A 19,168-nucleotide genomic window follows, 5' to 3' on the forward strand; every position below is an offset into this window, starting at 1 on the left:
CTCTTTAAATTTATCCTGTTGCTATTGTCTCATTTGAGGTAAACACTCTGCTTGGCTTTTTATCGTGCAAAGATCTCTATCTTTCTATTATTTTCCTTTGGTCTATTGCCAGTAATGTTAATGCTATAACGTTACCGAAGGCTTTTACAAAGGTCAGCGCCGAATATTCATACATAAAATATTCAAAAACAATTGAAAATTTGCCTAGAAAAAGATGCCAAGGAGAGGTGCCAGCATGCGGGGGGCTAGTGGTGCTTTTGTAATAGATGCTTATAACTGCAAAGCTAATAATATACCTAACTGTGCTGCCTCTTTAACGCTGGATAAAGAAGTTTCGTCAATAAGTGTAATGAGCTGGAATAAAAAAAATTCGCCAACTAGACCTGATAATTTACCTAACAGCTACACGAATGTGAATCTAGGAGGTGGTTCTGCTTCAACAATTGCTCTTGGAAATGCAGCTGCTGCTTTTAAATTCAAATCTGAAGCTTGCTATCCATTAGACAAGCTGGCTAATAAATATAAGACGAATGAGTCGTTAGTTAAAAAGTTGGCCGAATTAGAAAATTTGTATGCTAGTAACAAAGCTAAAGGTGAAACAGAAGCCTGCGAATCCTGTATATTACAAGGTATTGAAGAAAGTTTTGGAATAAGTCTTACATCCGAAGGTCTTAGATCTGCGATGCAAAAGAAAACCTTTGATGAGTTTGTCTATAAAGTTTTATTTGGCGATGCTACCTGTAACGACCTTAACATTATACCGAAGCCTTATGTTGGTCGCTTCCCAAATAGTTCTGAAGAGCAAAGTAGAATAAAAAAAATTGATCTTGTTGGTAAAGCAAAAGAAATTTTAGCAAAAGATATCCCAGTTCTTTTAAATGAAATTTGTACTGTTGTGCTACCTGATGGTTCATGCCTTAAAGAAAGCTACCACACCGTTGTTCTTACAGGTTTCAAAGAAGTTTGCAAAGATGGTGAAAAAAAAGTATGTCGAAATATAGTACGGGTGCAAAACTCATGGTGTGGAGACTGGGATAAAGAATTCGGAGACGAGGCCTGGGTCGATGCAGAAACACTTATGAATAGTGTCGGTAGTTTTCCGGTCCATAGGGGCGTTTTAGGTTGGCTAGAGACGCATAATTGATCGCGATTAAGTCGTTTGACTGTCTGAGTGAGGGCTGATTCTAAGATGTTCAAGATGAACTTATGCCCAATCTATTGTCAATATTAAGTTACTTAAAAATCGAATTTACATAGGACTGATGTCACCAATTGCTTAGGCCGCATCTTAATTTTAAACTTTGTGCGATTGCTTTGTATGCATCGATCATCATAACGGCTTGTAACTAAAACACTTTTTGGTGAAATTTTTTTAGTTTGTCACATCAAATAATATTGCTTTTTTAGCAATATTTGACGCCTGCTAAGAACACCATACTATCGTTAAATGATATTTATAGACGTTCGTCTAATGAGGTAAAAAATATAGGTTTAATATCTAAACTGTTATGCATTGTGTTTATTTGATCAATTCTTCGTTTCCAAATTTGATGAATACTCAATGATCAATATACAGTTACTCCGGCAAACGATGCACATCCGATTTATTAACATGAGTGGAACGCAAAAGATGTTGCCCAGCATGTCAATATCAAATCTCTTGTCAGTGCCACTTCTTGAGATTGTAGATTTTTCCTGCTGCAGAATGGCAACTGTTCATCGCTGCCATTGCTTAAGTCAAACTCTCCGTCAAACTCCTAGCCACCATTTCCAAATGATGATCAGTACTCCCAAACTGCAACTCGATCGCCATCAACCGCTTAAAGTAATGACTGACATTGAGTTCATCTGTCACTCCCATACCACCGTGTAGTTGCACCGCTTGCTGGCCGACAAAACGGCAGGCTTGCCCGATCACGACTTTGGCTGAGGACAGCGCTATGCTGCGGCTTTTTAAATCCGGGTCTTCGCAACTGACTGCGGCCAGATACACCATCGACCGGGCTTGTTCTATGTGCAGCACCATGTCGGCCATTTTATGTTGTAGCGCCTGGAATTTACCGATGACGATGCCGAATTGCTTGCGATTTTTTGCATAGTCGATGGTCGCTGCCAGCAGCTTGTCGAGGACGCCGATGGCTTCTGCACAAACCGCAGCGAGACCAATATCGAGTAAGTTGCCAATGGCGACTTCTGTATCGCTGGCAGCGTCTAACATCACCGAAGCGCTAACACTGACTTGATCCAATTCCAGCTCGGCGGCAGCGACACCGTCGACCGTAGCATATGACAATACGCGTAAACCCGCTGCGTCTTTAGGGATAATGAAGACAGCTAATTGCTGGTCAGGCAAACGTGCTGTGACCAATAAAATATCGGCGGACCCGCCGTGAGGAATGACACTTTTATGACCGTTCAATAAATAGCCGCCAGCCACAGGTGTAGCCCTAGTCTGGACGTTGAGGCGATCGAAACGTGTGCTGACCTCGTCATGCGCCAGCACGGCTGTGATCGCGCCACTGGCGAGTTGCGGCAGGTAGTTGGCGCGCTGCTGCGCATTGCCCATAGCGGCGATGGCTTTGCTCGCTAGGACGGCACTGGCAAGATAAGGTTCCAACACTAATCCCTCGCCGATTGCGGACATGACGAGCAAAGTGTCTGTTGCCGTGCCATCCAGGCCACCCTCCGCTTCTGGCATATGCAAGGCTAACAAACCGAGGTCGGCAAAGCCTTGCCAGATCGCGGGATTGAAGCCATGACTAGGCTTTTCTAACGTCTTGCGGCGGATATCAAAACTAGCTTCGTTGGCGATAAAACGACGCGTTGCGTCTTGCAACATGGTTTGTTCTTCGGTAAAAATGAAGTCCATTTTTTACTCCTGATGATTTTGCTTTTTGTGATAACGCTAAACGAAGCTGAAGCATCCAAGGTCTACCAACAATTCTCTGCTGCGATGGATCAGACGTGCTCGGATATCGGTGATCAAATTCGTTGAGATAGTTGGACGTCCTACAAACCCAAGATCATCTGCGCAATAATGTTTTTCTGAATCTCGTTAGAGCCACCGTAGATCGATAACTTGCGCATATTCAGATAATTGGCGGCGAGTGAACTGGCATAAGCTGGTCCTGCGTGTTCGCCGTCATAACCAGCCGCCATTGCCTCGCGGCGTAATGGTAAGGCATAAGTACCTACTGCCTGGGTCATCAGCTCGGTAATCGCCTGCTGGATTTCTGTCCCTTTAATTTTTAGGATAGAGGCTTCGGGCCCCGGTGTGCGGCGTTGTTCTTCTGCTGACAATACCCGCAGGTTAGTGATTTCTAGTGCGTTTAAGTCGATTTGGATTTGCGCGATACGGAGAGAAAAATGCGGGTCTTCAATCAATGGCTTTCCGTTTTTGGTCTCTTGACTGGCGATACGTTTAAGCCGCGCTAACTCACGCTTGGCGATCCCGATACCGGCGATGTTGGTGCGCTCATGGCCGAGCAAAAATTTGGCATAAGTCCAGCCAGCATTTTCTTCCCCGACCAGATTCTCTGCCGGTACCTTCACATTGTCGAACCAGACTTCGTTGACCTCATGCGCGCCATCCATGGTGATGATGGGACGCACGGTAATGCCGGGGGACTTCATGTCGATCAGCAAAAATGAAATGCCACGCTGCGGTTTGACTTCATTATCAGTGCGCACCAGGCAAAATATCCAGTCGGCATATTGGGCTTGGGTAGTCCAGGTCTTTTGACCGTTGACCAGGTAGTGATCGCCCTCCCGTTGTGCCGATGTTTTGACTGAAGCCAGATCCGAACCAGAGCCCGGTTCGGAATAACCCTGGCACCACCATTCTTCACCCGATAAAATGCCGGGCAAAAACCGTTGTTGCTGTGCGGGCGAACCAAACGCCATGATCACCGGCGCGACCATTTTCACACCAAAGGGCACGATGCGTGGCGCACCGGCGGCGGCACATTCTTCTTCAAAAATATACTTTTGTACCGCCGACCAGCCAGTCCCACCAAACTCTTTTGCCCAGGATGATCCGCCCCAGCCACGCGCATGCAAAGCCTGCTGCCAGCGCACATAATCGTCGCGCTCCAAGATGAGGCCGTTGTGGACTTTGTGTTGAATATCGGCAGGCAAGGACGCGGCAATAAACTGTTTTACCTCATGCCGGAATGCCTGTTCTTCTGGGGTGAAATGAAGATTCATCGTTGTCTCGCTCTTAGTGTTATTTATATACTCTGACTGGGTATATTTTAATCGTCCATATAAAGTCTGGACAATCAACCATATTTATAAAATTTTAATGGGAGTATATCCATTAACGTTGATTAATTAGGCTTGTCGCCTGGCATCTGCTCAATACTGCATTCGCTATTTATACCCGCTTGGATTGCGCTAAACGCTAACAAACTCAAGCCTCCTCATGATGCAAAGACAGTCCCAAGTGCGCCCGGCGTTTCAGCCAAGGGCTGGCGCGGTAACGCGGATCGCCTGTCTGTTTGAGCAAATTGTCGAGTATCGTCAACACGGTCTTGGCACCGATGACATCACCCCAAGCCAACGGACCATGCGGATAACCCAATCCCAATTTGACGGCGCGATCAATGTCGGTCGGACTGGCGATCGCTTGTTGCGCAATATCACTGGCGATATTAATGATGTGCGCTACTACTCGTTGCGCGACCAGACCAGCGCTGTCGCGGATCACGCTGACAGCAGCGCCATCTGCGCCGAGTAAACCACACGCCATGGCGCGGTAACTAGGTGTTGTCGCAGGCGTTGTCATCACGACGCGGCGCTTGCTGAAGTCGAACAAACTTTCGACCGCCACAGTGCGGCTAGCATCCAATGCGTGATCGGCACAACAGGTACTGGCATCTTCACCCAAGGGCGTGACAATACATAAGGCCGTGGTACTCGGTCTATCATGGAGCTCGATTGCTACGCCTGCTTGTGTCGCCAGTTGGATAATCAGCGTGCGTATTTCTGCGCTGGTCGCTTTATCTGCCGGACTAATCCAGATCGATGATGGCAAAAGGCTTGATTGCTTTGCGCTATCAACACTGATTTTTTTACCGGCATTATCGTATTGATAGAAGCCCTGCCCGACTTTTTTACCGATCACACCAGCAGTCAACATCTGACGCGTCAATCCTTGCGGCCGGAATCGTGGCTCTTCATAATATTGCTGATAAATTGATTCCATCACCGGATGTGAGACATCCAGCCCGGTCAAATCCATCAGTTCACACGGGCCTAATTTGAAGCCCGCACAGTCCCGCAAAATTTGATCCAGCGTCGGAATATCCGTCGTATTTTCCGCCAAAATCCGCAGACCTTCCGTGCCATAACCACGACCTGCATGATTGACGATAAAGCCAGGCGTATCTTTGGCGCGTACTGTGGCATGTCCCCAATGTGTGCCGAGAGCGATCAGATAGTCGACGATAGTTGGATCAGTCAAAAAGCCACCAATGGCTTCGACGATCTTCATCAGCGGTACCGGATTAAAGAAATGGAAGCCAGCAACCCGTTGCGGAAATTGCAAACCCGCAGCGATGGCCGTTACCGATAAGGAGGATGTATTGGTCGCCAAAATCGTGGTCGGGCTGATGATGGATTCAAGTTGGTGGAAGAGCGTTTTCTTGGCCGTCAAATCTTCCACAATCGCTTCAACTATCATGTGCGCATCAGCAAGATCGGGCAACTGATTGCAGGCGTGCAAACACTGCTCGGCTGCATCCGCGGCGGCTTGCGTCAGACGACCTTTTTCTACCAGCTTGCTAAAAGTGACGATCAACTCTTGACGTGCGGCCTCAGCTGCACCGGCGCGACTATCTACCAGCTTGACTTGTGTGCCAGCGAGCGCAGCGATTTGCGCGATGCCTCGCCCCATCACTCCACAGCCGATGACGCCGACAATCAGATCACCGGAATTAAACGCGGGGCGCGTACTGGGTGCGCCAGCGGCTTGTTTGTTTTCATTCATAAGAATCCTGTTATTTGGTTTGATCGCGTAGCCTGAGCGCTTGGCCTCATCAACTCTGTCTGATCAATTCGTTCTAATCAATTCGTTCTAATCACTTTGTCTTGTCTGCATCTATCAACAACGACAATTCCGCTATGCAGAATTAAGTTCCGCAAATATAATTCACTGTATTTCCTCCCACATCACCTGTCAAGACGCATGCAAAATCTGATCAAGCCAGACCAAAAATCCCTCAGTGCAGCAAGCACCCAAGCCAAAGAAGATCGTCATTTTGTCACCGCTTTAGCACGTGGACTGGAGCTACTGGCTTGCTTTAGATCCGGGGATAAGGCGCTGGGAAATCAGGAGTTGGCAGAACGCTGCAAGTTACCTAAATCGACGGTGTCGCGCCTGACTTACACACTGACCAAAACCGGGCATCTGGATTACGTCGCAAGCATGGGCAAATACCGCTTGGGTTCGGCCACACTGGCGCTGGGCAGCGCGATGCTGGCGCGACTAGACGTGAGGCAACTGGCGCGACCGCTGATGCAGGAGCTGGCAGATTTTTCGCAAGGCATGGTGTCGCTGGGTATGCGCGACCGGCTTAGCATGATTTATGTCGAGAATTGCCGCAGCCAGACTGCATTGACCTTGAGCCTAGATATAGGCTCGCGGATTCCACTAGCAAGTACCGCAATGGGGCGGGCATATCTGGCCGCAGTCAAGGCCGATGAGCGACATGAGATTTTAGAATTGATACGCCAGGCCGACGAGGCGCAATGGCCTGCGGTGCAAGAAGGCATACAACAATCGCTGGACGAGTACGACCAACTCACTTGTTGCACCTCCTTTGGTAGCTGGCAAAAAGATGTGAACGCGATTGCGGTAGCGTTTTATCCCGGCAATGGCATGGCGCCTGTGTCGGTCAATTGTGGCGGTCCGGCGTTTAGCTTATCGCCCGATTTTTTGCTGAACGAAGTCAGACCGCGCTTGCTGGAATTAGTACAACGTTTGCGAATCGCTTTGGGGAATACCAACTAGCAAAGAGGTGTCAAGCCGGGTCAAAAACTTTAACCCGATCACGCCCTAATTCCTTGGCACGGTACATTGCATTGTCGGCATTCTTCGACAACTCAATTTCATCATTGCCATGTTGCGGATACAATGCGATGCCGATGCTGCAAGAGACTTGCAAGATGTGGCCGCCCGAGACTTCAAATGGTTCGCTGATAGTGGCACGGATTTTTTCTGCGACGAGTAAGGCGTCCTGCTCTAGCTCAATCACAGGTAACAGAATCATGAACTCGTCACCGCCCATTCTGGCAACGGTATCTGACTCGCGTACACATTGCTGCATTCTCTCTGCTACCGCACGCAATAACATATCCCCGACGTGATGGCCGAGATTGTCATTGATGGGTTTAAATTTATCCAGATCCAGATACATCAGTGCTAGTAAACTTTTGTCACGTTTTGCCTGCACAATCGCATGCCTCAGACGATCCTTGAACATCGCACGATTTGGCAAACCAGACAGCTCGTCGTACTGCGCCAGATACCGGAAACGTGCTTCGCTTTCGCGCAGCTCTTTGGTCATTTCTCGCGCTAGTGTCAACGCCCGTTCACGTCCGGACAACAACACCCAGGCCAGCACGGACAACAACGCACTAAGCAAAATACCGCTGGCTGCGATCAAGGTCGATTTATCGTTACCAATTGCTTTTTCCACCCCCGATGAGCTGGTCATCACAATCGTCCAGGAGCGACCACCGTTGCTGACATACTCAGTCGCTTGCAGCAACTGGGGCTTAATCACCTTGTTCAGATCTAGTCGTGCTGGCTTAGTTACGCTGGCATCACGACGCAGAGTGGCAGAGTCATACATCAAATTGGCGACAGTCGGCTCAACACCATCGTAAATACATATATCGGTTGCACGCGGATTTTCGCCATACAAACTGGCCATGACTTCGGCAACACGAAAAGGGGCGAACACCCAGCCCAATAAATTAGCGCGCCGTGTCTCTTGCGTGTCGTGCGGGCTGCCATCTTTGTAAATCGGCAGATAAATATAGAAGCCATTCTGTGCGGGCACATTGTCTGCTGCCGGCAACTTAAGCATCGCTGTGACGGCAATCGCACCAGAATCACGGGCGCGCTCCATCGCCACTTTCTGCACGGGGTCTGAATAGGTATCAAAGCCAAGCATCTTGCGGTTGCGACCTATTGCAGGTTCTAACTGAATGATGGGCGCAGCAAATGTGATTGCCGGATTGGGTAGCGGATAAATTTGATACTCGCCGGATGTTTGTTGCCGCATAACGGCAATGTGCTGCTCAAAACTATCGCTAGCAACCGATAAAATAATACCGACACCTTCCATCCCGGCATGATCAGCACCCAGCTGCAGCATATTGATGTAATTAGCAAAGTCTTTACGTTGTACCGATTCTGAAATCGTAAACACACCTTGCGCACCACGCAACACTTGCTCGGACGAAGCCATACGCTGCTGTATGCGGCCAGAAATATCACGTACATTAAAATCTAATGTGGCGCGAACCTCTAGCAAGGCATTATTTTTCTCATGTTTCCAGAGTAAATAGCTGAGTCCTAAAGACATGCTCAGAATGAGCAAAACCACTAACTGGCGGCTAAAGTGACGACTCAGTTGATGATTTAGATAGTGACTAGTTTGATGGTTCATCCGGTTCATTATATTTAAAAATTGACCATCGCTTTAGCCAGTTCTGGCTGAAAATATTTCTCAAAAATGGTGAGGACTTTGCCGTCTTCGCGCATGCCTTTTATCAAGGCACGCCATTTTTCTTGTTCTTTGGCAGACAAAGATCGCTTGGACATAATCAACCCATGCGGCACTGAAGAATCGTCCATATCAATCACGATCGTGTGATCACGTATCGCTGTATTTGCGACCTGAGAATAATCAAAAGGCTCAATGATCATTGCCTGAATCCGGTTGGCTTCCAGTATCTGATACAAAGGGTCTAAATCCGATGCATAGCGGACTCTTTGCTCTGCGTGTAATTTATCCAATAAACGATTCGCGTTAGGACTGTATCGAAAAGAACGGATCACCCCCAGTTGCAGATCAGGATTATTTTCAAAATCTTTCAGTTGCTGGATATTGAGTTCTTTGCGTACCAGTAAATAATATTTGTTCGAAAAATACCAAGCGAAACTGGCAAAGCGATCGCGCTCTGCGTTACTAATACCGGACAAACTAAAATCTAATGCACCGGACTCAATCAATTGCCAGATACGTGCACGTGGCAACACGCTGATAATGACTTTGCAACCGCTACGCCGGCTCATTTCGTCCGCAATATCTTTATCAATTCCCTCGCCTGTTTTTGCCGAGTACAGCAAGCCGTGATCATGCAGTGCAAGAGTAAATGGGCGATTACAGTCAGGCTGCGCAACTGCTTTTGAAACTTCCTCAGCCTGCGCTAAACTGCACATCAATAACTGCAACGAAATAAATATCAGCAGTAATGCCAGCAATAAGGCCAGCAATAAGGCCAACGGTAACGCCAACGATAATACCCAACCATAAAATCCATGGCTGCGAGCTTTGGAGTGAGCAAAAAAATGCGTCATTGATTAGGTGTATTGACTTGTAGTGTTGACTTGTGGCGTAGTCATTATTTACAACATTATTTGCTGAGTTTTGTATCCATTTACTTCATGGCTTGCTTTATGACTTGATTGCCTTGCTGTGTTTAAATAAGTCCAAGCCTTTAAATACCAAGGAGTTGAGCGCAATCGAAATAATCGCTCCAGCCAAGATCAGGTTTTGCCCTTCCATTGATAACAATCCTAGCGAGACTCCCAAGCCTGCAAGGATAAATGAAAACTCCCCGATCTGCGCCAGACTGGCAGAGACTGTCAGTGCCGTATTGAGCGGGTAGCGGAATGCCAGTACTAACAAGAAAGCGGCAACTGATTTTCCAAAAATAATAATCAGCACTACCGTTAATACTTGCCAAGGCTGGGCGAGCAAAATACGTGGATCAAACAGCATCCCGACTGAGACAAAAAACAGCACGGCGAAGGCGTCACGCAAGGGTAAGGTTTCTTGGGCAGCTCTCAGACTCAGTTCGGATTCGCGCAGCACCATCCCGGCAAAAAAAGCGCCGAGTGCAAACGACACGCCAAACAACATCGCCGACCCATAAGCAATTCCGATTGCGGCAACTACCACGCACAGCGTGAACAGTTCTTGCGAACCAGTCCGTTCTACTTGCGCCAATATCCAAGGGAAGAGTCGTCGTCCCACAATCAGCATAAACGCGATAAAGGCGACCACCTGCGCCAGCGTGATTAAGATCGTCACTCCCAGACTGTGATGTGGCGCTGGTACGGCAGCATGATCAGCACCTTCTGCACCGAGCAAACCAGCCAGCGGCGGCAATAAGACCAGCACTAACACCATCACTAAATCTTCTACCACCAGCCAGCCGACTGCAATCCGGCCATTTTCTGAATCCAGCTCATTACGACTTTCCAGCGCACGTAATAAGACTACCGTGCTGGCAACCGACAATGCCAGGCCAAATACGATCCCCGCCCCCAAGTCCCAGCCCCACCAATACGCCACGCCTGCCCCCATCGCAGTAGCAACAACAATTTGTACGATCGCGCCGGGCAAGGCGATTCGCTTTACCGACAATAAATCTTCTAACGAGAAATGCAAGCCAACGCCAAACATTAGCAACATCACACCAATTTCTGCCAGTTGCCCTGCCAGATTAACGTCGGCCACAAAGCCGGGCGTGGCAGGACCTATCAAAATACCGGCAATCAGATAACCCACTAATGCGGGCAGTTTGAGACGGACAGCAATAAAGCCGATTAGCAACGCCAATCCAAAGGCGGAGGCAATCGTTGTGATGAGGGAAATATTATGTGGCATAGGCAAATGATTATTTTAAATACAGCAATTGAATGCAACAGGCTTGAGTGTATACAAATTCTGACAAACAACATTAAAACAAGCGTACGCAGGGGTCGTATTTTTAAAATTTACGTTGCAACACGGAAAAATATTTCTTTTTACGATATCTTCGGCGATTAAATTTAAATATACTCCCCCAGTTTTTTCATAAAATTACCTTAATGACCAATAAATATATGGGCAATTAATTATACTAATAGGGAGTATATAATTTACTGATTTTTGGATGTATAGAATCGTATCTACTAAGAACTCAGTTAAAAATTCTGAAAAAGTAGCAGGCAATAAAAAAGGCGGAAATCTCCGCCTTTTTTATTTTGTGCCACATGCTTCTATTGCATCAGTGCAAACAAGCTAAATCATCAACCTAAATAATCAACTTAAGCCAGCTTACCGTGACACTGCTTATATTTCTTGCCACTACCGCAAGGACAAGGATCATTACGCCCAACCTTGAGAGCGTATTCCATTTGGGCCTGATCATTGTTTTCAGCCAAAGCGGTCGGTGCCAACATTTCTTCCGGGGTCGCATTTGCATCAAAATCTGCGTGTTGAAAATGAACATTCTCAACTTGTGATTGTGTCATTTTTTCTTCAGCAGCTTCGATTTCTTCACGTGATTGGATACGCACTGTCGAAACCGTTTTGACGACTTCATTTTTGATCAAATCCAGCATCTGTCCAAATAATTCAAACGCTTCGCGCTTGTATTCTTGCTTAGGATTTTTCTGCGCATAACCGCGTAAATGAATACCTTGGCGCAAATGATCGAGCGCTGCCAGATGTTCGCGCCAATGACTGTCGATACTCTGCAACATCACACTACGCTCAAATCCTGCGAAAGAATCTTTACCGACCAAGGCTACTTTTGCCTCGTAAGCTTCATCCGCTGCTTTTTGTACGCGCTCTAAAATGTCTTCATCATTCAGACTTTGCTCATTTTCCAGCATTTTGTCTAAAGGCAAATCCAGCGCCCATTCGCTTGCCAGCGTTGCTTGCAATGCCGGAATATCCCATTGCTCTTCCACCGATTCTGCTGGCACATAAGTGCGCACCACGTCGGCGAACATACCCGCACGCAAAGAAGAAATCAGTTCGGACATGTCTTGTGCTTCCAGCAAATCATTACGCTGCTGGTAAATCACTTTGCGCTGATCATTGGCGACGTCATCGTACTCAAGCAATTGCTTACGCACGTCAAAGTTGCGCGCTTCTACTTTGCGCTGAGCAGATTCAATCGAGCGGGAGACGATACCAGCTTCAATCGGTTCGCCTTCCGGCATTTTGAGTCTGTCCATGATGGCGCGTACGCGATCACCTGCAAAAATGCGCAAGAGCGGATCATCCAAAGACAAATAGAAACGGGAAGATCCAGGATCGCCCTGACGACCAGAACGGCCGCGCAATTGATTATCTACGCGACGTGATTCGTGACGTTCAGTACCGACGATATGCAAACCACCGGCATTGACAACATGCTCGTGTAAAGACTGCCACTCATCACGCAGTTGCTGAGATTTTTGCTGCTTTTGCGCGTCAGACAGTTTGTCGTCTGCTTCGATCAGCTGCACTTGCTTGGCGACGTTACCGCCGAGGACGATATCCGTACCACGACCCGCCATGTTGGTGGCGATGGTGATGCCTTTTGGACGACCTGCCTGGGCAATAATTTCTGCCTCACGCGCATGCTGCTTGGCGTTCAACACATTATGTGGCAACTTGGCTTTTTCCAAAATGCCAGACAAGAGTTCAGAGTTTTCAATCGATGTCGTACCCACCAAGACCGGCTGACCGCGCTCGTAACAATCTTGAATATCCACCAGCATCGCGCCGTATTTTTCTTGGGCTGACTTGTAAACCTGATCCTGACGATCTTTACGTTGGGATGGACGGTTTGGCGGAATCACGACCGTTTCCAGTCCGTAGATTTCCTGGAATTCATACGCTTCTGTATCGGCTGTACCAGTCATACCGGACAGTCGGTTATACATACGGAAGTAGTTTTGGAAGGTGATTGATGCCAACGTTTGATTCTCATTCTGAATCTTCACGCCTTCTTTGGCCTCAACAGCTTGATGCAAGCCATCAGACCAGCGACGTCCTGTCATCATACGACCAGTAAATTCATCGACGATCACGATTTCATTATCTTGTACGACATAGTGCTGATCTCGGAAATACAAAGCATGCGCACGCAAAGCAGCGTACAGATGATGAATTAAAGTGATGTTGGCAGCGTCGTACAGGGACGCGCCTTCTGGCAGCAAACCCATCTGCGTCAAAATACGTTCAGCGTGATCGTGACCAGCTTCGGTCAGTAATACCTGATGCGTTTTTTCATCTTTAGTGTAGTCGCCAGGAACTTCAACATTGCCGGTGCCGTCATGTTTTTCTTCACCGATTTGCAACGTCAGCAGCTTAGGGACTTCGTTAATTTTGTAGTACAGCTCTGTGTGATTTTCAGCCTGACCAGAGATAATCAGTGGGGTACGCGCTTCATCGATCAGAATTGAATCGACTTCATCGACGACGGCAAAGTTCAGACCACGTTGTACACGGTCTTTGGCTTCATACACCATATTGTCGCGCAGGTAGTCAAAGCCGAACTCGTTGTTGGTACCGTAAGTGATATCGGATGTGTAAGCAACTTGCTTATCATCATGATCGAGTTGCGATAAGTTGACACCGGTAGTCAAGCCCAACCAGCCGTACAATTTGCCCATCCACTCGGCATCACGCTGCGCCAGATAATCATTGACGGTTACCACGTGCACACCCTTACCGGACAAGGCATTCAGGTAAGTTGGCAAAGTCGCCATCAAAGTTTTACCTTCGCCGGTGCCCATCTCTGCAATTTTGCCGTAATGCAGCACCATACCGCCTATCATCTGCACATCAAAATGGCGCATTTTTAAAACACGCTTACTTGCCTCACGACAAACGGCAAACGCCTCTGGCAGGATTGCATCTAGTGTCTCGCCATTAGCAACGCGGGTTTTAAACTCCTCCGTCTTGGCTTTTAATGCCTCATCCGACAAGGCTTCCAGCGTAGGTTCCAGTGCGTTGATATCAAGCACGGTTTTTTGGTATTGCTTCAGAAGGCGCTGATTGCGGCTACCGAATATTTTGGTCAGGAATGACATGCTATGAATGGATGAGTGAATTCTGAAAAAATTGCTGACGGCGCCCGTACATCGTTAACACTAGCGCTACGAATTTACAACAGCAACAACAATAGACTAACTTTCGATTTTACCATGCGCGCATCATTTACTAACAATTGCACAATGACAAAATTAAGCATGATGGAAGAATTGGAGACAAAGGCAACAATATCAAGTGGAGATCGCTCGAAATTATCTTGTTAGCTTACAAAGTAGTTGCAAGCCAATGATTACTTTTTAAACAACAAACTGATTAAACCCGCTGGATTACGGCTAGAGGCGAAAAATTCAGGATTGCCACTCAGGCATCTTTATTTGAGACTTATTTTTGCCCCAGCTCGGCCATGCTAGCTTGATTAGCGCCGGCACTTAGGAATTTATGAGGGTTTTGCGGTATGCCTTTGACATGCACCTCAAAATGTAAATGCGCACCAGTGGAACGCCCAGTCGAACCGATGTCGGCAATATGTTGGCCGCGTTTCACGATATCCCCTACTTTTACGTAGACTTTGGACGTATGGGCATAACGGGTAATGATTTCTCCACCGTGATCGATGTCAATCATATTGCCAAATTCTGGATGAAATTCAGCCGCAATTACCACGCCGCCTGCCGCGGCGACTATAGGCGTGCCGGTTGGCGCGGGGAAATCAATACCTTCATGAAAAGCGCTGCGCCCTGAGAATGGATCAAGCCGCCAGCCAAAGCCAGACGCGTTGTAGCTGACATTAACTGGTGTAATGGTCGGCAATAATTTGGATTGCACTTTAAAACCCATGAGCTTGGTTTCCACCACATTCATGTAATCAGAGCGATTCTCAAGATCTTTCCCCATCGCATCTAATGCGGCTTGGAATTCGCTCATATTCAGTTCTTTTGCGGGAGCTGAGGAATTTTCTGGTCCGCCGCGACCTGGGACTTCACGGAAATTAAATTCTTCGGGCTTGACGCCTGCCAAGCCTTGCACTCTCTCGCCCAAGGCATCTAAACGTATTAACTGCGCCTGCATTTCCCCTAGCTTGACTGCCATTGCGGCAATATTTTCTTTCACATAACGGTCTTTAGCATTGGGGTCATTGACCAGCGCGACTGGGACGTAGTTGCTTAAAAACGGTATTTCTCCGCTGGCAAGGCGTAACGTCAATGCCGCCATCAAAGCGGAGCACAAAATGGTCAGCAATAAAAAGCCAACAACGGCTACGATAATATGTCGGGAACTGAGGGTGATGGATTTGGCTTGGGTAAAGCGTGAATGCATGACGATGATTTGCATCAATTCACTCCATGACTAATAGAACAAATAAGAGAAGAAATAAAACAACTATTTAGCAGATAATCCGGCAGCAATGTGAGTGTCGGCAAAGCACTCATCCGCTCGTGAGCAGGCAACTCGATCAAATCTGGTTGTTTGTGGTAAGGTTCCATCCATGCAAGCATCTTCACCACCTCCCTATAGACTCAACATCAAGCGCGGCCGCAAGTTGCCAGTAACCACTGGCGCCGCTGACTTTTTACGTAGCAACGATCAAATTTCGCCTTTATTACCTACGATCAGGCGCAATGCCAAATTACAAAAAGACTGTGGAAACTTGTTGCCCGCGATGTTCAATGCCTGTGATGTGCTGCAACTGGAGGAAGGGCAGTTAACTCTATCCGCGCCTAACGCTGCGCTAGCCACCAAGCTGAAACAACAATGTCCAAAATTACAAGACGCTTTAGTACAGCGGGGATGGCAGATTAACGCAATCCGTATCAAAGTACAAGTCAAGAGAAAAGTCGAGCCCAAACCTTACGTCAAGCAATGTAGCCTGTCGAACCAGGCGGTGAATGCGTTTAATGTGCTTGAGAATACCTTGGAAAATACGCCGCAAAATGCGGGTCTGATTGCCGCTTTACACAATCTGGTGAAGCGGCATCAGAGTGAAACATAATCAATAAAAATGGGGAGTATTTTTAATCGTCCAGAGAATTACTGCACGATACGGCATATTTTTACTATACAAGGCAGGAGTATAGTCAAGATATCAGGTCAAAGCCCATTCCCGCTGCTCTTGCAAACCATAAGAATCTGGCGCGGATTCTATTTCATCAAACGTCACAACTTCATACGCATCTGGCTGAGCTAATAAAGCCCGCAACAGCTGATTATTCAAACCATGTCCTGACTTATGCGCTGTGTAACTCGCTAAAAAAGGATGGCCGATCAGATAGAGATCGCCAATGGCGTCCAATATTTTGTGGCGCACAAACTCGTCATCAAAGCGCAAGCCATCTGCATTAAGGATACGATATTCATCCATCACAATGGCATTCTCCATAGAACCACCACGCGCCAGACCAATCCCACGCAACATTTCCACATCTTGCATAAAACCAAAAGTACGCGCCCTCGCAACATCTTTCACATACGAGACTTTGGCGAAATCGACTTCGGCCGTTTGGGTCGTGCCATCGACTGCAGGATGATTAAATTCGATAAAAAAATGCAGTTTGAAGCCGTTAAATGGTTCGAGGCGTGCCCATTTTTCACTTTTCCCGCTACCTTCACGTATTTCAACAGGCTTTAAAACACGAATAAATTTCTTCGCAGCATTCTGCTCCTGCATACCTGCTTGCTGTAATAAATAGACGAAAGAAGAGGCAGAGCCATCCATGATAGGAATTTCTTCAGCACTCACATCAATGTATAAGTTGTCTATACCAAGACCAGCACAAGCCGACAATAAGTGTTCAACAGTAGAAACTTTAGCGCCATTATTCGACAAGGTCGATGCCATACGGGTGTCGCCGACATTGAGTGCCGTAGCGTGGAAAACAACCGGTGGGTCAAGGTCAATGCGGGTAAAAATGATACCCGTATCAGCGGGTGCCGGACGCAAAATCAAATCGACTTTGGTGCCAGAATGCACGCCTACGCCGATTGTTTTGACTGATGTTTTGATAGTTCTTTGTTTTAGCATGAAATCATTATAACGATTTACTACAGTTGCTATGTATCACCATATTTTTGCAGAGCAAGATTTTGACTCAACATAGCAGAGAGCAACGCTCTTTTTATATTTTACTGAATACCAAATCCCAGACACCATGGCCCAATTTTAAGCCACGATTTTCAAATTTAGTCACAGGACGGTAATCCGGACGCGGAGCATAGCCTTCAGACGTATTCTGTAAAGTTGGCTCTGCGCCTAGCACTTCTAACATCTGTACTGCGTACTCTTCCCAATCCGTTGCACAATGCAAATAACCACCGGGAGCAATCCGCGAGGCTAGTAAAGCGACCAAAGGACTTTGGATCAAACGACGTTTATTGTGACGCGCTTTATGCCATGGATCCGGAAAAAAGACATGGACGCCTGCTAAAGAGTTTGGCGCAATCATATTAGTCAAAACTTCGAACGCATCATGTTGGATGATGCGCTGATTCAACAAACCCAATTCATCCGTCAGCTTGAGCAAGCTACCAACACCTGGCGTATGCACTTCAACGCCGATAAAATTTTTCTCGGGCATGCTGGCAGAAATCTTGGCGCTCGTTTCGCCCATACCAAAACCAATTTCAAAAATGGTAGGTGCCGTGCGACCAAAAAGACTATTTACATCCAATATAGTTTTTTGATAAGGGACTAAAAATTGTGGCCCCAGCGTCGCAATAGCACGCGCCTGCGCATCAGATAAGCGCCCGGCACGTGTCACAAAACTACGAATACGGCGCTCAGCCGGATCATAAAAAAGTGGTTTGGATGTAACGTCGGCAGGTTTGGTGTCAGACATACTTAGGAAATTAAAATGGAGTTAACGCGAGAATACAACAAAGACAATGGGGTAGCCATTTCTGACTACCCCATCAATTACTTTTAAATCAATTCAGGCCTAAGCCACAATGTGATTAGAACAGATGACGAATGCCAAATGTCAGCTCTTTAACGTCAGCACCGCTAACTGTGGTCAATACTTTAGAGTTAGCATCTTGAGTTGTACGTGCATAAGCAGCGTACAAATCAGTACGCTTGGACATCGCATATTGGTAACCCAATGCGAACTGTTTAGCATCGCCAACTGTGTTGAACGTTGTTGTATTGATACGTGTTGAATCTTTAACTTTGGAATAAGTTGCGATTACTTTGTTAGAAGCATCAACTGGAACTGTTGCACCAACTGTAAATACTTTCTTATCCAAAGCCAAAGCTGCATCATCTTGTACTTTTTGATAAATTACGATTGGCTTAGCAATACCAAAATCATATGTAGCTGCGATTGTGTTTGCTTTTTTGCCGTTGATTGGACCACCAACAACTGCTTGCTGATTATCTTTAGTGTAGTTGTATCCGATATCAAAGCCTGCTGCCGTATAGCGCAGATTCAAACCTAAGGAGCGGCCAGCAGATGTATCGCCAGCGACTTCGCCAAAACCATATCCAGCCAAAGCGGAGAAACCATTCAGGTTGCTTGGTGTAGAGTAAATAATTGCATTTGTGATACGGCCATTAGATGCACCAGCTGTATTCGCTGTATCGCCGCCAACGAAGTACACCGTATTACCGGACAAACCGTTACCGCTGTTAATGAAACCAGATGCAAACGGATCAAAATTGTCGAAGAATTTAAAAGCTGGCGTTTTATCGCGGCCTAAGTCAACAGCACCAAAATCACCAGACAGGCCGACTAATGAACGACGACCGAATGCTTTACCACCTTGAGCCGAACTACCGTCGTCAATATTCAATCCCATTTCCAACACGAAGTTGGCTTTCAGACCGCCGCCCAAATCTTCAGTACCTTTAAAGCCAAGGCGGGAACCACTTTCTTGACCACTTTGAATCTTAGATGTCTTACCTGCTGCCAAGCCGGTATCTAGGCTTTGGAAACCAGCATCAGCGATACCGTAGATCGTGACGGAAGATTGAGCGAATGCTGCGCCAGAGAAAGCACCCATTAGAGCGAGTGCGAGTAATGATTTTTTCATAGGGTAATATCCAGAAAATAGTAAGTTTAGTCTTTGCTGCAACACAACAAATCGAGTGCACAAAAACAAATTTGCAGGTCTTTAACAGC

Annotated in this window: 13 protein-coding genes and 1 pseudogene; 3 read left to right on the plus strand and 11 right to left on the minus strand. The window is 47.0% G+C overall.

Features of this window, described 5'->3' with window-relative positions:
• Positions 1-235 precede the first annotated feature (235 nt).
• Positions 236-1,144: a hypothetical protein gene (locus QN395_RS08410; RefSeq protein ID WP_322121420.1), complete on the plus strand. Its 909-nt coding sequence runs from the start codon at positions 236-238 to the stop codon at positions 1,142-1,144.
• Between the two features lie 588 nt (positions 1,145-1,732).
• On the opposite strand, the gene QN395_RS08415 is transcribed toward QN395_RS08410, so the two are convergent.
• The 3 genes from QN395_RS08415 to QN395_RS08425 form a co-directional block, all read right to left on the minus strand.
• Positions 1,733-2,869: an acyl-CoA dehydrogenase family protein gene (locus QN395_RS08415; RefSeq protein ID WP_322121419.1), complete on the minus strand. Its 1,137-nt coding sequence runs from the start codon at positions 2,867-2,869 to the stop codon at positions 1,733-1,735.
• Between the two features lie 140 nt (positions 2,870-3,009).
• Positions 3,010-4,206: an acyl-CoA dehydrogenase family protein gene (locus tag QN395_RS08420; RefSeq protein WP_322121418.1), complete on the minus strand. Its 1,197-nt coding sequence runs from the start codon at positions 4,204-4,206 to the stop codon at positions 3,010-3,012.
• Positions 4,207-4,411: 205 nt separating this feature from the next.
• Positions 4,412-5,989, minus strand: a complete 1,578-nt coding sequence (locus QN395_RS08425) for a 3-hydroxyacyl-CoA dehydrogenase (protein ID WP_322121417.1) — start codon at positions 5,987-5,989, stop codon at positions 4,412-4,414.
• Between the two features lie 198 nt (positions 5,990-6,187).
• Here QN395_RS08425 and QN395_RS08430 point away from each other — a divergent pair, with 198 nt between their 5' ends.
• On the plus strand, positions 6,188-7,012 hold the full coding sequence (locus tag QN395_RS08430) for an IclR family transcriptional regulator (protein WP_322121416.1): 825 nt from the start codon (positions 6,188-6,190) through the stop codon (positions 7,010-7,012).
• A gap of 10 nt (positions 7,013-7,022) precedes the next feature.
• Here the strand turns inward: QN395_RS08430 and QN395_RS08435 are convergent, their stop codons facing one another.
• From QN395_RS08435 to QN395_RS08455, 5 genes and pseudogenes are all read right to left on the minus strand, one after another.
• Positions 7,023-8,678, minus strand: coding sequence for a diguanylate cyclase domain-containing protein (locus QN395_RS08435; RefSeq protein ID WP_322121415.1), 1,656 nt, complete (start codon positions 8,676-8,678; stop codon positions 7,023-7,025).
• Positions 8,679-8,692: 14 nt separating this feature from the next.
• Positions 8,693-9,454 carry a substrate-binding periplasmic protein gene (locus QN395_RS08440; protein WP_322121700.1) on the minus strand — a complete coding sequence of 254 codons (762 nt, stop codon included), beginning with the start codon at positions 9,452-9,454 and terminating at the stop codon, positions 8,693-8,695.
• Between the two features lie 271 nt (positions 9,455-9,725).
• Positions 9,726-10,907: pseudogene (locus QN395_RS08445) on the minus strand (cation:proton antiporter); the annotation flags it as partial.
• Positions 10,908-11,329: 422 nt separating this feature from the next.
• Positions 11,330-14,092, minus strand: a complete 2,763-nt coding sequence (secA, locus tag QN395_RS08450) for a preprotein translocase subunit SecA (protein WP_322121414.1) — start codon at positions 14,090-14,092, stop codon at positions 11,330-11,332.
• A 343-nt stretch (positions 14,093-14,435) separates the two neighbouring features.
• Entirely contained in the window at positions 14,436-15,386 is a 951-nt protein-coding gene (locus QN395_RS08455) for a M23 family metallopeptidase (protein ID WP_322121413.1), read from the minus strand.
• Positions 15,387-15,540: 154 nt separating this feature from the next.
• Here QN395_RS08455 and QN395_RS08460 point away from each other — a divergent pair, with 154 nt between their 5' ends.
• The gene (locus QN395_RS08460) at positions 15,541-16,044 is read left to right on the plus strand and encodes a DciA family protein (RefSeq protein ID WP_322121412.1); all 504 of its coding nucleotides are present in this window, start codon (positions 15,541-15,543) and stop codon (positions 16,042-16,044) included.
• 93 nt (positions 16,045-16,137) lie between these two features.
• On the opposite strand, the gene lpxC is transcribed toward QN395_RS08460, so the two are convergent.
• From lpxC to QN395_RS08475, 3 genes are all read right to left on the minus strand, one after another.
• Complete coding sequence (gene lpxC, locus QN395_RS08465; protein ID WP_322121411.1) at positions 16,138-17,073, minus strand: UDP-3-O-acyl-N-acetylglucosamine deacetylase; 936 nt, start codon at positions 17,071-17,073, stop codon at positions 16,138-16,140.
• Positions 17,074-17,167: 94 nt separating this feature from the next.
• Positions 17,168-17,887, minus strand: a complete 720-nt coding sequence (gene trmB, locus QN395_RS08470) for a tRNA (guanosine(46)-N7)-methyltransferase TrmB (protein WP_322121410.1) — start codon at positions 17,885-17,887, stop codon at positions 17,168-17,170.
• Between the two features lie 115 nt (positions 17,888-18,002).
• Positions 18,003-19,079, minus strand: coding sequence for a porin (locus tag QN395_RS08475; RefSeq protein WP_322121409.1), 1,077 nt, complete (start codon positions 19,077-19,079; stop codon positions 18,003-18,005).
• Positions 19,080-19,168: the final 89 nt, after the last annotated feature.

The sequence above is a fragment of the Undibacterium sp. RTI2.2 genome, from assembly GCF_035018705.1.
Classification (GTDB): Bacteria; Pseudomonadota; Gammaproteobacteria; order Burkholderiales; family Burkholderiaceae_D; genus Undibacterium.

Excerpts from the sequence above, each read along its gene's own strand:
- QN395_RS08435 (WP_322121415.1), bottom strand. The coding sequence starts at position 8,678 with ATGAACCATCAAACTAGTCACTATCTAAATCATCAACTGAGTCGTCAC.
- QN395_RS08455 (WP_322121413.1), bottom strand. The coding sequence starts at position 15,386 with ATGCAAATCATCGTCATGCATTCACGCTTTACCCAAGCCAAATCCATC.
- QN395_RS08425 (WP_322121417.1), bottom strand. The coding sequence starts at position 5,989 with ATGAATGAAAACAAACAAGCCGCTGGCGCACCCAGTACGCGCCCCGCG.
- secA (WP_322121414.1), bottom strand. The coding sequence starts at position 14,092 with ATGTCATTCCTGACCAAAATATTCGGTAGCCGCAATCAGCGCCTTCTG.
- QN395_RS08415 (WP_322121419.1), bottom strand. The coding sequence starts at position 2,869 with ATGGACTTCATTTTTACCGAAGAACAAACCATGTTGCAAGACGCAACG.
- QN395_RS08410 (WP_322121420.1), top strand. The coding sequence starts at position 236 with ATGCGGGGGGCTAGTGGTGCTTTTGTAATAGATGCTTATAACTGCAAA.
- QN395_RS08440 (WP_322121700.1), bottom strand. The coding sequence starts at position 9,454 with ATGTGCAGTTTAGCGCAGGCTGAGGAAGTTTCAAAAGCAGTTGCGCAG.
- QN395_RS08475 (WP_322121409.1), bottom strand. The coding sequence starts at position 19,079 with ATGAAAAAATCATTACTCGCACTCGCTCTAATGGGTGCTTTCTCTGGC.
- lpxC (WP_322121411.1), bottom strand. The coding sequence starts at position 17,073 with ATGCTAAAACAAAGAACTATCAAAACATCAGTCAAAACAATCGGCGTA.
- QN395_RS08460 (WP_322121412.1), top strand. The coding sequence starts at position 15,541 with ATGCAAGCATCTTCACCACCTCCCTATAGACTCAACATCAAGCGCGGC.
- trmB (WP_322121410.1), bottom strand. The coding sequence starts at position 17,887 with ATGTCTGACACCAAACCTGCCGACGTTACATCCAAACCACTTTTTTAT.
- QN395_RS08430 (WP_322121416.1), top strand. The coding sequence starts at position 6,188 with ATGCAAAATCTGATCAAGCCAGACCAAAAATCCCTCAGTGCAGCAAGC.
- QN395_RS08420 (WP_322121418.1), bottom strand. The coding sequence starts at position 4,206 with ATGAATCTTCATTTCACCCCAGAAGAACAGGCATTCCGGCATGAGGTA.